Origin of the sequence: Pseudomonas sp. GD04019 (assembly GCF_029837695.1) — a bacterium.
Lineage (GTDB): Bacteria > Pseudomonadota > Gammaproteobacteria > Pseudomonadales > Pseudomonadaceae > Aquipseudomonas.
Map to the genome: position 1 here is coordinate 39,730 of NZ_JAOEEA010000004.1, position 13,451 is coordinate 53,180.

Consider the following 13,451-nt stretch of genomic DNA (forward strand, 5'->3'; position numbering starts at 1 on the left):
GACAGAGCATGCACGTTGTCCTGTTGTCCGGCAGCCCCTCGGCACGCTCGCGCACCGAGCTGCTGCTGGAGCATGTCAGCCAGCGCCTGCAGGTGCAGGGCCTGGAAGTCAGCCTGCTACGGGTGCGTGACTTCCCGGCCGAGGCCCTGCTGCACGCGGACTTCTCTAGCACCGCCGTGCAGCAGCTGCAGGCGGCGGTGGCCAGCGCCGACGGCCTGGTGGTGGCAACGCCGGTATACAAGGCGTCCCTCACCGGCGCGCTGAAGGTGTTGCTCGACCTGCTGCCGGAACGCGCCCTGGCGCACAAGGTGGTGCTGCCCATCGCCAGCGGCGGTAGCCCGGCCCACCTGTTGGCCGTGGACTATGCGCTGAAGCCGGTACTGGCAGCGCTGAAGGCCCAGGAAATGCTGCCCGGCGTGTTCGCCGTGGACAGACAGATCGCCTATCCCGAGGGCGAGCGTCCCGCGCAGTTCGACGACGAACTGCGCGAACGTCTCGACGAATCGGTGGACCAGTTGCTTGCCGCCCTGGCGCGCCGCCCCAAACCGATCGACCCGCAACCGTTGAACGACCGGCTGGTGAACGCCCGCTGGAGTATCTGAACCGACACGGGTTTTCACCCGCCCTACACGGCACCGAGCCGTAGGACGGGTGAAACCCGCGAACACCGCAACACCCTTCCTTACTCCCCCGCTAACGGGCGAGCAGGTCGACACCCAAATCACGAATTGCAAAGGAGAGCGCCATGCGCACCATTACTTTGCGTCGGAGCCTGGTCGCCCTGTTTGCCGCGGCCATCTCGTTCGGCGCCATCACTCAAGCTCAAGCCGAGACCTTGCGGATCGGCTATCAGAAATACGGCACCCTGGTGCTGCTCAAGGCCAAGGGTTCGCTGGAGAAGCGCCTGGCCGAGCAGGGCATCGACGTGCAGTGGACCGAGTTCCCCGGCGGCCCGCAGCTGCTGGAAGGGCTGAACGTCGGCTCGATCGACTTCGGCACCACCGGCGAAGCGCCGCCGATCTTCGCCCAGGCCGCCGGTGCCGACCTGCTGTATGTGGCGCATGAGCCGCCGGCGCCGACCAGCGAGGCGATCCTGGTGCCCAAGGACTCGTCGCTCAAGTCGGTGAGCGAGCTGAAGGGCAAAAAGATCGCCCTGAACAAGGGCTCCAACGTGCACTACCTGCTGGTGCGCGCCCTGGAAGACGCCGGCCTGAAGTACAGCGACATCCAGCCCGTGTACCTGCCGCCAGCCGATGCCCGCGCCGCCTTCGAGCGTGGCAGCGTCGACGCCTGGGTGATCTGGGACCCCTTCCAGGCCGCCGCCGAACACCAGCTGCAGGCCCGCACCCTGCGCGACGGCAAGGACCTGGTCGCCAACCACCAGTTCTACCTGGCCGCCAAGCCCTACGCCGAGAAGCATCCGCAGGTGGTCAGCGTACTGGTCGAGGAGATTCGCTCGGTCGGTGGCTGGATCCGCGAGAACAGCGACGAGGCGACCCAGCAGGTGGCGCCGCTGCTCGGCCTGGCCCCGGAAATCACCCGCACGGCAGTCGAGCGCCAGGCCTACGGCGCCCAGTTCATTGGTGCGGATGTGATCGAGGCGCAGCAGAAGATCGCCGACACCTTCAGCGACCTCAAGCTGATTCCCAAGCGCCTGACCATCAAGGACGTGATCTGGAATCCGCCGGCCTCGGCCAAGGTGGCCCAGCAGTGATTTGAACCCCTCTCCCTCTGGGAGAGGGTGGCCCGAAGGGCCGGGTGAGGGAAGGCGCTGCTGGCTCCTCCCTCACCCCTACGCGGGCCGCCCCGGCTCCTCTCCCAATGGGAGAGGGGAGTAGAAAACAAGGAGACCACTCCATGAGCCTCAATATCTTCTGGTTCCTGCCCACCCACGGTGACGGCAAGTACCTCGGCACCAGCGAAGGCGCGCGCGCCGTCGACCACGGCTACCTGCAGCAGATTGCCCAGGCCGCCGACCGCCTCGGTTTCGGCGGCGTACTGATCCCCACCGGGCGTTCCTGCGAGGACTCCTGGCTGGTGGCCGCTTCGCTGATCCCGGCGACGCAGAACCTGAAGTTCCTGGTCGCCCTGCGTCCGGGGATCATTTCGCCCACCGTGGCCGCGCGCCAGGCGGCGACCCTGGACCGCCTGTCCAACGGCCGCGCACTGTTCAACCTGGTCACCGGTGGTGATCCGGACGAGCTGGCCGGCGACGGCCTGCACCTGTCGCACGAGGAGCGTTACGAGGCCTCCGTCGAATTCACCCGCATCTGGCGCCGCGTGCTAGAGGGCGAGACCGTCGACTACGACGGCAAGCACCTGCAAGTGAAGGGCGCCAAGCTGCTCTACCCGCCGATCCAGCAGCCACGTCCGCCGCTGTACTTCGGTGGTTCCTCCGAGGCCGCCCAGGACCTGGCCGCCGAGCAGGTCGAGCTGTACCTGACCTGGGGCGAGCCGCCAGCCGCGGTGGCCGAGAAGATCGCCGCCGTGCGCGAGAAGGCTACCCGCCAAGGTCGTACGGTGCGCTTCGGCATCCGCCTGCACGTGATCGTGCGCGAGACCAACGAGGAAGCCTGGGCCGCCGCCGATCGCCTGATCAGTCACCTGGACCAGGACACCATCGACCGCGCCCAGGCTTCCCTGGCGCGCTTCGACTCGGTCGGCCAGCAGCGCATGGCCGCCCTGCACGGCGGCAAGAAGGACAAGCTGGAGGTGTCGCCCAACCTCTGGGCCGGCGTCGGTCTGGTGCGTGGCGGTGCCGGTACCGCCCTGGTCGGCGATGGCCCGACCGTGGCCGCGCGGGTGAAGGAGTACGCCGACCTCGGCATCGACACCTTCATCTTCTCCGGCTACCCGCACCTGGAAGAGTCGTACCGGGTCGCCGAGCTGCTGTTCCCGCACCTCGACATCGCCCAGCCGGAGCGCCCGGAGTCACGTGGCTACGTCAGCCCGTTCGGCGAAATGATCTCCAGCGACATTCTGCCCAAGGCCGCAGCGGCGAGTTGAAAGGCACCCTCTCCCTACGCGGGCCGCCCCAGCCCTCTCCCATAAATGGGAGAGGGAGTAGGTGGGGTGCTGGTCGAGCTCGGCGTAGCCGGCAATACGAAACATCCCCTCGCCCCTCTGGGGAGAGGGTTAGGGAGAGGGGCGAGCCATCACCCCACTCCACCGCACCGAATCGAAAGAAGGAGCGTTGCCATGTCGACGCAGACGCTACACAACATCGGCCGCCGCCTGGCGCCCTGGGCGCTACCAGTGGCCCTGCTGGCCATCTGGCAGGGCGCGGTGGTAGCCGGCTGGCTGTCCACCCGCATCCTGCCGGCACCCAGCGCGGTGATCGAAGCCGGCTGGGCATTGCTGGAAACCGGCGAGCTCTGGACCCACCTGGCCATCAGCGGCCAGCGTGCCGGTATCGGCTTCGCCATCGGCGGCGGCCTCGGCCTGCTGCTCGGTTTCATCACCGGCCTGTCCAACTGGGGTGAGCGCTTCCTCGACAGCTCGGTGCAGATGATCCGCAACGTGCCGCACCTGGCGCTGATCCCGCTGGTGATCCTGTGGTTCGGCATCGACGAGGCGGCGAAGATCTTCCTGGTCGCCCTCGGCACCCTGTTCCCGATCTACCTGAACACCTACCACGGCATCCGCAACGTCGACCCGGCGCTGGTGGAGATGGCGCGCAGCTACGGCCTGTCCGGCTTCGCCCTGTTCCGCCAGGTGATCCTGCCCGGCGCGCTGCCGTCGATCCTGGTCGGCGTGCGCTTCGCCCTCGGCTTCATGTGGCTGACCCTGATCGTCGCCGAGACGATTTCCGCCAGCGCCGGCATCGGCTACCTGGCGATGAACGCCCGCGAATTCCTGCAGACCGACGTGGTGGTGCTGGCGATCCTGCTCTACGCGGTACTGGGCAAGCTGGCCGACGTCGCCGCGCGTCTGCTCGAACGCCTGTGGCTGCGCTGGCACCCGGCCTACCAGGCCAAGGCAGGTGCGCAATGACCGTCCTGCACAGCATTCACCGCGGTATCCCTCCGGGCGGCGTACCGCTGAGCATCGAGGGCATTCGCAAGGCCTTCGGTGAGCGCGAGGTGCTCAAGGGTATCGACCTGCATATCCCGGCCGGGCAGTTCGTTGCCGTGGTTGGCCGCAGCGGTTGCGGCAAGAGCACCCTGCTGCGTCTGCTGGCCGGCCTCGATGCGCCGAGTGGCGGTGCGCTGCTGGCCGGCAAGGGCGCACTGGCGGCGGTGCGTGACGACACCCGCCTGATGTTCCAGGACTCGCGCCTGCTGCCGTGGAAGCGAGTGATCGACAACGTCGGCCTCGGTCTGTCCGGCGACTGGCAGCCCAAGGCCCGCGAGGCGCTGGCTGCCGTCGGCCTGGCCGACCGCGCCAACGAATGGCCGGCGGCGCTGTCCGGTGGGCAGAAGCAGCGTGTGGCCCTGGCTCGTGCGCTGATTCATCAGCCGCGCCTGCTGCTGCTGGACGAACCGCTCGGCGCGCTGGATGCGCTGACCCGCATCGAGATGCAGCAGCTGATCGAGCGCCTGTGGCAGCAGCATGGCTTCACCGTGCTGCTGGTGACCCACGACGTGGCCGAGGCCGCGGCCATCGCCGACCGCGTGATCCTGATCGAGGACGGCGAGATCGGCCTCGATCTGACCGTCGACCTGCCTCGCCCGCGTCAGCGGGGCTCGGCGCGCCTGGCCGCGCTGGAGGCCGAAGTGCTCAACCGGGTGCTGGCGCTGCCAGCGCTGCCGCCGCAACCGGAACCCCTGTCCCCTCTGCCCACGCAACTGCGCTGGGCGCTGTAGGGCAACTGCGAATCCGTAGCCCGGAGGCAATCCGGGAGCGGAGCCGATGATTTCCCGGATTGCATCCGGGCTACCCACGACCAAGGAGCAACACCATGACCATCAAAGCCATCAACGTGCGCAACCAGTTCAAGGGCAACATCAAGGAGATCGTGATTGGCGACGTGCTGTCGGAAATCGACGTGCAGACCGCCGCCGGCATCGTCACCTCGGTGATCACCACCCGCTCGGTGCGCGAGCTGGACCTGCAGGTGGGCAGCGAGGTGATCGCCTTCGTCAAATCCACCGAGGTGTCGATCGCCAAGCTATGAGGTGGCTGGCCAGGCCAGGCCTGGGCGGTGGGCATGGGCGTAGGGCGGGTGAAACCCGCGTGGGTTACTGACGCGGCTGCGGAGTGCCCGCCTGCTCCAGCAGCCGTTCCGCCGGTTGTGGGCGGCCGAACCAGTAGCCCTGGCCGTAGCCACAGCCCATCTGGCGCAGATAGCTGGCCTGCTCCTCGGTCTCGATGCCTTCGGCCAGCACGCGCAGGCCCAGGCTCTGTCCGAGGTTGACCACGGCGTGGGCGATGGCGGCGTCGGCACTGTCTTGCGGCAGGCCGCGGACGAAGCTCTGGTCGAGCTTGAGCTTGTGTACCGGCAGGCGCTTGAGCCGCGCCAGCGACGAATAGCCGGTGCCGAAGTCGTCGATGGCCAGGCGCACGCCCAGATGGTGCAGCTGGGTGAGCAGCTCCTCGGCCCGCTGCGGGTCGTCCATCACCGCGCTCTCGGTCACCTCCAGCTCCAGCTGCGCCGGGTCCAGCCCGGTTTCGCGCAGTACCCGCTCCACGCGCAGATCCAGCTCGCCGCGGCTGAACAGGCGGCTGGAGACGTTCACCGCGATAAATTCCAGCTGCAGGCCCTGGGCCTGCCAGCGGCGCATCTGGCTGCAGGCCTGCTCCAGCACCCAGGCGTCGATGGCGCCGATCAGTCCGCTGTCCTCGGCCACCGGAATGAACTCGCCCGGCGGCACCAGGCCGCGCTCGGGATGCTGCCAGCGCACCAGAGCCTCGGCGCCGACCATCTGGCGGTCTTCCAGGCGGTGGATCGGCTGGTAGTGCACACGCAGCTGGTCCTGCTCCAGGGCCATGCGCAGCTCGGCTTCCAGGCGCACGCGCTGCTGGGCCTGGGCGGTCATGTCCTGGCTGTAGAAACTGAAGGTCTGGCGCCCGCTGCTCTTGGCGCGGAACAGCGCGGAGTCGGCATTGCGCAGCAGCTGCTCGACGCTGTCGCCGTCGTCGGGGAACAGGCTGATGCCGATGCTGGCGCCGATGAACAGCGTCTCGTCGTCCACCGTGAAGGGCTGGCTCAGGCTCTCCAACAGCTCCTGGGCCAGCTGTGAGGCCTGGTCGGCTTCGGCGCAGTCGCTGCTGAGCAGACCGAACTCGTCGCCGCCCAGGCGTGCCAGGGTAACGCTGGAGTCGACGGTCTCGCCCAGGCGCTCGCCGATCAGTTTGAGCAGCTGATCGCCGGTGTTGTGGCCGAGGCTCTCGTTGACGATCTTGAAGTGGTCCAGGTCGAGCAGCAGCAGGGCGCCACGGTGCTGCTCGCCGCGCCCGCGCTGGATGGCCTGTTCGATGCGCTCGCCGAACAGCAGGCGGTTGGGCAGGGCGGTCAGTGCGTCGTGGTGGGCCAGGTAGTCCAGTTCGTGCTGCGAGTGCTTGATCGCGCTGACATCGGAGAACACCGCCACGTAGTGGCTGAGATTGCCGTTCTCGTCGCGGATGCTGCGGATGCACTGCCACATGGGGAACACTTCGCCATCCTTGCGCCGGTTCCAGATCTCGCCGCTCCAGGTGCCGCGACTCTCCAGTGCGCGCCACAGGCTCTGGTAGAAGGCCGCGTCGTGCCTGCCGGACTTGAGCAGGGTGGGCAGCTTGCCCAGGACCTCCTCGACGGCGTAGCCGGTGATGCGGGTGAAGGCGGGGTTGATGTGGACGATGCGCTGGTCGCGGTCGGTGACCAGCACGCCTTCCAGGGTGCTGTCGAATACCGCGGCAGCCTGGCGCAGGCTGTCCTCGTCGGCGCGACGCTGGGTGATGTCGCTGGCGGTGCCGATGAAGCGGCTGGGCTGGCCGGCGTCGTCCAGCAGCATCCGGCCACGGAAGTGCAGCCAGCGATAGGCGCCGTCACGATGGCGCAGGCGGAAGCTGCTCTCGTAGTGCGGCATGCGCTCCCTCACCAGAGCCTTCAGACGCTGCCCGGCCAGGGCCTGGTCCTCGGGGTGCAGGCGCGACAACCAGGACGCACCGGTGGCGCCGAGCTCCTCGGGTGTGTAACCAAGCATGTCGCAATAGTGCCGCGAGTAGTACACCTGGTCGCTCTTCATGTCCCAGTCCCACAAACCCTCCTGGGCCGAGTCCAGGGCCAGGGCCAGGCGTCCCTCGCTGTGCTTCAGGGCACTGCTTATGCGCCTTTGCTCCAGGCGGTGCTGACTCAGCGCGCAATACAGGACGAAACCGGTGACCAGCACGAAGGCAAGGCCCTTGAGCGTCTGGTAGTTGGCCAGCGTCTCGCGGTCGAGACCCAGCCCCAGGAGCAATGTGTCGCTGCAGAAAATCCACAGGACGGCGACGATCAGGTAGGCGAGGGCGAGCTGTAGAGGGCTGCGCTGGAATTTCATCGGTGGGCCGGCCATGGCGGACGTGAGCTGCCGCACATTATAGATAAGCGGCCATCCAGTGCATTCTCGTCTAACGCTGCACTGGCATTCTCCCCCGGCTTGGGGATAATGCCCGGGAGACTGGGTTTACAGTCGTTCTCTTCCCCGCGAGGCTACACCCTTCATGTGGTACAACGGTTTTCTCGACCTGTCGCCGTGGCAACTGGTGGCAGTCACTCTCGTAATGACCCACATCACCATCGTCAGCGTCACCGTCTACCTGCACCGTTACTCGGCGCACCGCGCGCTGGAGCTGCACCCGGCGCTCAAGCACTTCTTCCGTTTCTGGCTGTGGATCAGCACTGGTCAGAACACCCGCGAGTGGACCGCCATCCATCGCAAGCACCACGCCAAATGCGAGACCGTCGACGACCCGCACAGCCCGGTGATCAAGGGCCTGGGCACCGTGCTGCGCAAGGGCGCCGAGCTGTACCAGGCAGAGGCGAAGAACGAGGAGACCCTGCGCATCTACGGCAAGAACTGCCCGGATGACTGGCTCGAGCGCAACGTCTACAGCCGCTTCCCGATGGGCGGCATCATCCTCATGGCAGTCATCGACCTGGCCCTGTTCGGCGTGCTCGGCATGACCGTGTGGGCGGTGCAGATGATGTGGATTCCGGTGTGGGCGGCGGGCGTGATCAACGGCCTCGGCCATGCCGTCGGCTACCGCAACTTCGAGTGCCGCGACGCCGCCACCAACCTGGTGCCCTGGGGCATCCTGATCGGCGGCGAAGAGCTGCACAACAACCACCACACCTACCCCAACAGCGCCAAGCTGTCGGTGAAGAAGTGGGAGTTCGACATGGGCTGGGCCTGGATCCAGCTGTTCAGCTTCCTGCGCCTGGCCAAGGTGCAGCGCGTGGCGCCCATCGCCCACCGCGTCGAGGGCAAGCACAGCCTGGACATGGACACCGCCATGGCCATCCTCAACAACCGTTTCCAGATCATGGCGCAGTACCGCAAGCTGGTGATCAAGCCGCTGGTCAAACAGGAACTGGCCAAGGCCGACGAGTCGGTGCGCCACCTGTTCCGCCGCGCCAAGCGCCTGCTGTCGCGCGAGACCAGTCTGCTCGACGAGAGCCACCAGGCGCGCATCGCCGCGATGCTGGAGCAGAGCCAGGCGCTCAAGGTGATCTACGAGAAGCGCATCGCCCTGCAGCAGATCTGGGTCAAGACCAGCAGCAACGGCCACGACATGCTCGAAGCGATCAAGCAGTGGGTGCACGAGGCCGAGGCCAGCGGCATCCAGTCCCTGCGCGACTTCGCCGAACAGCTGAAAACCTACTCGCTGCGCCCGGCCGCGGCCTGAGTTTCGCTGCTCCGACAAAGCCCGCCCACTGGCGGGCTTTTTCGTTTCAGGCCGCGCCCGGCGCACTGAAAATACCTCTGGCGGCGACTCAAGGGATCGCGGTGCCCCGCCGATAGATTCCGACACATGGCGCAACAATCCCCGCCTATGCTCAATCTGTTCTCTCATGGATCAGAGGTGCTTATGTTCGGTTCCGGTCTTCGCAATGAGTTGCAGCAGTGCCAAGCCAAGCTCGCCTCCAACCAGCAGACGCTGGATGCCATCCGCCAAACCATGGCGTTGATCGAGTTCACCCCGCAGGGCGAGATTCTCGATGCCAACGAGCCGTTTCTGGCTACGGTGGGCTATCGGCTCGACGAGATACGTGGCCAGCACCATCGCATGTTCTGTTCCCAGGAACTGCTCTCCAGCCCGGCATACGCGCAGTTCTGGCAGCGCCTGGCCAACGGCGAGAGCTTCAGCGATCGCTTCATGCGCTTGGCCAAGGGAGGGCGGGAGATCTGGCTGGAGGCCAGCTACCTGCCGGTGCGTGACCCGCAGGGTCGGGTAGCCAAGGTGATCAAGGTGGCCACCGACATCAGCGACCAGGTGAATGCCGAGCATCAGCACCAGAGCCTGCTCAATGCGATCAATCGTTCGATGGCGGTGATCGAGTTCAACACCAGGGGCGAGGTGGTGACGGCCAATGACAACTTCATGCAGACCATGGGTTATCGCCTGGAGGAGATCCGCGGCAAGCACCACAGCCAGTTCTGCGAGCGCGAGGAGGCCAATAGCGAGGCCTATCGGCGCTTCTGGCAGCGCCTGAACCAGGGCGAGTTCATTTCCGACCGCTTCAAGCGCATCTCCAAGTCAGGCCATGTGGTATGGCTGCGCGCCACCTACAACCCGCTGTATGACGCCACCGGGCAGCTGTATGGCGTGGTCAAGTTCGCCAGCGACATCACCGCCCAGGTCGAGCGCCGCGAAGCCGAGGCGGCGGCGGCACAGCTGGCTTTCGACAGCGCGCGCGAGACCGATTCCAGCGCGGTCAAGGGCGCCGGCACGGTCGATGAAGCGGTGCAGATGGTGCGCGGCATTGCCGACGAGCTGGGCCAGGTGGCCGACAAGGTCGGCGCGCTCAGCGAGCAATCCGAGCGCATCAGCAGCATCGTCCAGGTGATCCGCGGGATCGCCGAGCAGACCAATCTGTTGGCCCTCAACGCGGCCATCGAGGCGGCGCGTGCCGGCGAGCAGGGACGTGGCTTCGCCGTGGTCGCCGACGAGGTGCGCAACCTAGCGGCGCGCACCAGCCAGGCGACCGTGGAGATCAACGACGTGGTGCGCCTCAACCATGAGCTGGCCCAGCAGGCGGTCGGCGGCATGTCGGGCAGCAAGACCAAGGCAGAGCAGGGTGTGGAACTGGTCAACCGTGCCGGTGAGGTGATGCAGGGGATCCGTAGCGAGGCGCAGCGCGTGGTGGATGCCATAGGCCAGTTCACCCAGGCTATGCAGGACTGAACACGACCCGGCCCGCGTGAAAAAAGCCCGCCGATCGGCGGGCTTTTTTGTGGGCGGCGATCAGCGCTGTTGCGGCGCCGGCTGCTGCTGGGTGATGCAATGTATGTTGCCGCCACCGAGGAGGATCTCGCGGCCCGGCACCATGACCACGCGGTGCTCGGGGAACACGCGCTGGAGGATGGCGCGGGCTTCCTCGTCCTTGGCGTCGTCGAAGCTCGGCGCGACGATGCCGCCGTTGACGATCAGGAAGTTGACGTAGGAACCGGCCAGGCGGATCGACGGATCGCGCTCCTGGGTGCCCTCGGCGGCGTCGACGCCGGCGCACTCTTCCTCGCTGGCGTGGATCGGGCCGGGGATCGGCATCTTGTGCACCACCAGCTTGCGGCCCTTGGCGTCGCGGGCGCTCTCCAGTACCTGCATGGCCGCCTGGCAGCGCGGGTAGTTGGGATCGTTGACATCGTCGGTCCAGGCCAGCAGCACTTCGCCCGGGCGTACGTAGCAGCAGAAGTTGTCGACGTGGCCGTCGGTCTCGTCGTTGAACAGGCCGTCCGGCAGCCAGATCACCGTGTCGATGGCCAGGTGCTCATTGAGGATCTGCTCGATCTGCTCGCGGGTCAGGTGCGGGTTGCGGTTCTTGTTGAGCAGGCATTCCTCGGTGGTGATCAGGGTGCCTTCGCCATCGACATGGATGGAGCCGCCTTCCAGCACGAAGCCCTCGGTGCGGTAGCGGTCGCGGCGCTCGATCCCGAGGATCTTGCTGGCCACCTGGTCGTCGCGCTGCCACGGCCAGTACAGGCCGCCGTCGAAGCCACCCCAGGCGTTGAAGGTCCAGTCCACGCCACGCACTTCGCCACTGGCGTTGATGACGAAGGTCGGGCCGGTGTCGCGCACCCAGGCGTCGTCGGTGGTGATTTCCACCAGGCGGATGCCGCTACCTTCCAGGCGGGCGCGGGCGTTTTCGTACTGGCCGGCGGACACGCAGATGGTCACCGGCTCGAACTCGGCGATGGCGCGCGCCACGGCGGTGAAGGCGGCCTGCGCCGGCTTGCCGCCGAGGCGCCAGTTGTCCGGGCGCTCGGGCCAGACCATCCAGGTCTGGCTGTGGGGTTCCCACTCGGCGGGCATGCGGAAGCCGTCGGCGCGTGGGGTGCTGTTGAGGGTGGTCATTTCCTGCTCCTGTAGCCCGGATGTCATCCGGGGTTCGTTGTTCTGGGGTTCCCGGATTGCATCCGGGCTGCTGTGCCGGGCCCTCGTGGAGCCGGCGCCGGTGAGTCATTCGGAGGCCAGGTGGCCGTCGAGGGTCTTGAGCGGACCATACAGGTTCGGTCGGCGATCGCGGAAGCTGCCCCAGGCGCTGCGGATGTGTTCCAGCTGGTCGAGGTCGAAGCTGTGCACCAGCACGCCCTCTTCGCTCTCGCCCAGTTCCGCGACCTTCTTGCCGAACTGGTCGGCGATGAACGAGGAGCCGTAGAAGTCGATGTGGTAGCCGTCCTGCTCTTCGCGGCCGATGCGATTGGCGGCGATCAGCGGCATCAGGTTGGCGCCGGCATGGCCCTGTTGCACGCGCTGCCAGTGATCGCGCGAGCTGATGCTCGGATCGTGCGGCTCGCTGCCGATGGCGGTCGGGTAGAACAGCAGCTCGGCGCCGAGCAGGGCCATGCTGCGCGCGGCCTCGGGGAACCACTGGTCCCAGCAGATACCCACGCCGATCCTGGCGTAGCGGGTGTTCCACACCTTGAAGCCGGTGTCGCCCGGGTTGAAGTAGTACTTCTCGTGGTAGCCGGGGCCATCCGGGATGTGGCTCTTGCGGTATACGCCGAGGTTGCTGCCGTCGGCGTCGATGATCGCGATGCTGTTGAAGCGGGCGCGGCCGGCGCGCTCGTAGAAGCTGATCGGCAGCACCACCTGCAGCTCCTTGGCGACTTTCTGGAAGTGCAGAATGGCCGGATTTTCCTCGGTCGGACTGGCCAGCTGCAGGTAGTCGGGGTTGGGCTTCTGGCAGAAGTAGGGCGTCTCAAACAGCTCCTGGATCAGGATGATCTGCGCACCGTTGGCGGCCGCCTGGCGCACCAGTTTCTCGGCCGTGGCGATATTGGCGGCGCTGTCCCAGGAGCAGGCCATCTGGGTGGCGGCGACGGTGACGATACGCGACATGGAGCACCTCGGTGGAGCATGCAAAGAGGTCTTCTGACACTAGCAGAGACCCATGGCTGCGCCCCGCTGCGGGGTCGGGCAGGACGATGAATGCCCAATTTATATCCGATAAAAATCGGCTTTAAAAGAAGAATTACTGACCCTTATCGAAAATAAACGTCTATTTGCGGATATATATTGAGCTGATAGGCGCAGCCAAAGCCTGAATGGCAGGGCGATTGCCCGCCGAAGGGGCAAATGAGCAGTCGAGAGTTAGCCGATGGATATCGGCTTATGACAGCGGTTTTTCGCGCTTGGGCAAGGCGGGCGGCAGGTACATGGCCAGGTAGGCGTCGAACACGCGCATGCCTTCCTCGGCCATGCGCGGGGTGATCTCGCCGTGCAGCTGCACGGCGCGGGCATAGACCCGGTCGCCCAGCTCCATGGCCAGGGCGAACACGTCGATGTCGCTGGGCAACTGCGGCAGCGGAAAATGGCGGTCGAATACCGCCTGCATCAGGCGACCCAGTTCCAGGTCATGCTGGCGGTCGGCCTGGATCACTTCGGCCAGGCCGTGCTGGGCCAGGATCAGCTGGCGCGCGGCGCTGTCGCCGGCGTAGATCGCCAGCATGCGCTCCTCGATGACACGCGACAGGTCGCGCCAGTCGCGCAACGTGGCGTGCTCCACCGGCTCCAGCAGGCAGTCGCGGAAGGCGGCGTGGATGTCGGCGGTCAGCGCCTCGAGCAATGCCGGCACGCTGGCGAAGAAGTGATACACGGAAGAGGGCGGAATGTCCGCGCGCTCGGCCACCGCATAAATGGTCAGGCCGGCGAAGCCCTGGCTGCTGAGCAGATCGCGCGCCGCCCCGAGAATCAGGTCGATGCGCGCCTGGCTGCTGGCGCGGGGCTTGCGGGGGCTTGCGGTGCGGGTCATGCCGGTCTCCTGTCCGTGGCAGGCGCTATTGGACGCCAGACGGACGGGTGAGGCAAGCCGCCCCCGGGGAGGG

General features: G+C 66.6%; 12 protein-coding genes. 8 read left to right on the forward strand and 4 right to left on the reverse strand.

The genetic code is table 11. From position 1 onward, the window contains the following. Positions 1-8 precede the first annotated feature (8 nt). From ssuE to N7607_RS07665, 6 genes are all read left to right on the forward strand, one after another. Positions 9-602, forward strand: a complete 594-nt coding sequence (ssuE, locus tag N7607_RS07640) for an NADPH-dependent FMN reductase (protein ID WP_279865658.1) — start codon at positions 9-11, stop codon at positions 600-602. Positions 603-745: 143 nt separating this feature from the next. After that, positions 746-1,714 (forward strand): sulfonate ABC transporter substrate-binding protein, encoded by a 969-nt coding sequence (locus N7607_RS07645; RefSeq protein WP_279865656.1) that lies wholly within the window; start codon positions 746-748, stop codon positions 1,712-1,714. Positions 1,715-1,857: 143 nt separating this feature from the next. Then, a complete protein-coding gene (gene ssuD / locus N7607_RS07650) occupies positions 1,858-3,006 on the forward strand; it encodes an FMNH2-dependent alkanesulfonate monooxygenase (protein WP_279865654.1) in 1,149 nt (382 codons plus the stop codon). A gap of 192 nt (positions 3,007-3,198) precedes the next feature. Further along, entirely contained in the window at positions 3,199-3,993 is a 795-nt protein-coding gene (ssuC, locus tag N7607_RS07655) for an aliphatic sulfonate ABC transporter permease SsuC (protein WP_279865652.1), read from the forward strand. Further along, positions 3,990-4,805: an aliphatic sulfonates ABC transporter ATP-binding protein gene (ssuB, locus tag N7607_RS07660; RefSeq protein WP_279865650.1), complete on the forward strand. Its 816-nt coding sequence runs from the start codon at positions 3,990-3,992 to the stop codon at positions 4,803-4,805. The genes ssuC and ssuB overlap by 4 nt, the downstream gene beginning before the upstream one ends. A gap of 95 nt (positions 4,806-4,900) precedes the next feature. Beyond that, entirely contained in the window at positions 4,901-5,116 is a 216-nt protein-coding gene (locus N7607_RS07665; RefSeq protein ID WP_043312198.1) for a TOBE domain-containing protein, read from the forward strand. Between the two features lie 64 nt (positions 5,117-5,180). On the opposite strand, the gene dibA is transcribed toward N7607_RS07665, so the two are convergent. Further along, positions 5,181-7,463: a phosphodiesterase DibA gene (gene dibA / locus N7607_RS07670; RefSeq protein WP_279865649.1), complete on the reverse strand. Its 2,283-nt coding sequence runs from the start codon at positions 7,461-7,463 to the stop codon at positions 5,181-5,183. Between the two features lie 163 nt (positions 7,464-7,626). On the opposite strand from dibA, the gene desA reads away from it, so the two are divergent. Then, positions 7,627-8,811 carry a delta-9 fatty acid desaturase DesA gene (gene desA / locus N7607_RS07675; protein ID WP_279865648.1) on the forward strand — a complete coding sequence of 395 codons (1,185 nt, stop codon included), beginning with the start codon at positions 7,627-7,629 and terminating at the stop codon, positions 8,809-8,811. Positions 8,812-8,958: 147 nt separating this feature from the next. Then, the gene (locus tag N7607_RS07680; protein WP_279865709.1) at positions 8,959-10,311 is read left to right on the forward strand and encodes a PAS domain-containing methyl-accepting chemotaxis protein; all 1,353 of its coding nucleotides are present in this window, start codon (positions 8,959-8,961) and stop codon (positions 10,309-10,311) included. A 60-nt stretch (positions 10,312-10,371) separates the two neighbouring features. On the opposite strand, the gene aguA is transcribed toward N7607_RS07680, so the two are convergent. From aguA to N7607_RS07695, 3 genes are all read right to left on the reverse strand, one after another. Continuing rightward, on the reverse strand, positions 10,372-11,478 hold the full coding sequence (aguA, locus tag N7607_RS07685; RefSeq protein ID WP_279865647.1) for an agmatine deiminase: 1,107 nt from the start codon (positions 11,476-11,478) through the stop codon (positions 10,372-10,374). Positions 11,479-11,583: 105 nt separating this feature from the next. Next, entirely contained in the window at positions 11,584-12,465 is an 882-nt protein-coding gene (gene aguB, locus N7607_RS07690) for an N-carbamoylputrescine amidase (protein WP_279865646.1), read from the reverse strand. A gap of 271 nt (positions 12,466-12,736) precedes the next feature. After that, on the reverse strand, positions 12,737-13,378 hold the full coding sequence (locus N7607_RS07695) for a TetR/AcrR family transcriptional regulator (RefSeq protein ID WP_279865645.1): 642 nt from the start codon (positions 13,376-13,378) through the stop codon (positions 12,737-12,739). Positions 13,379-13,451 lie beyond the last annotated feature (73 nt).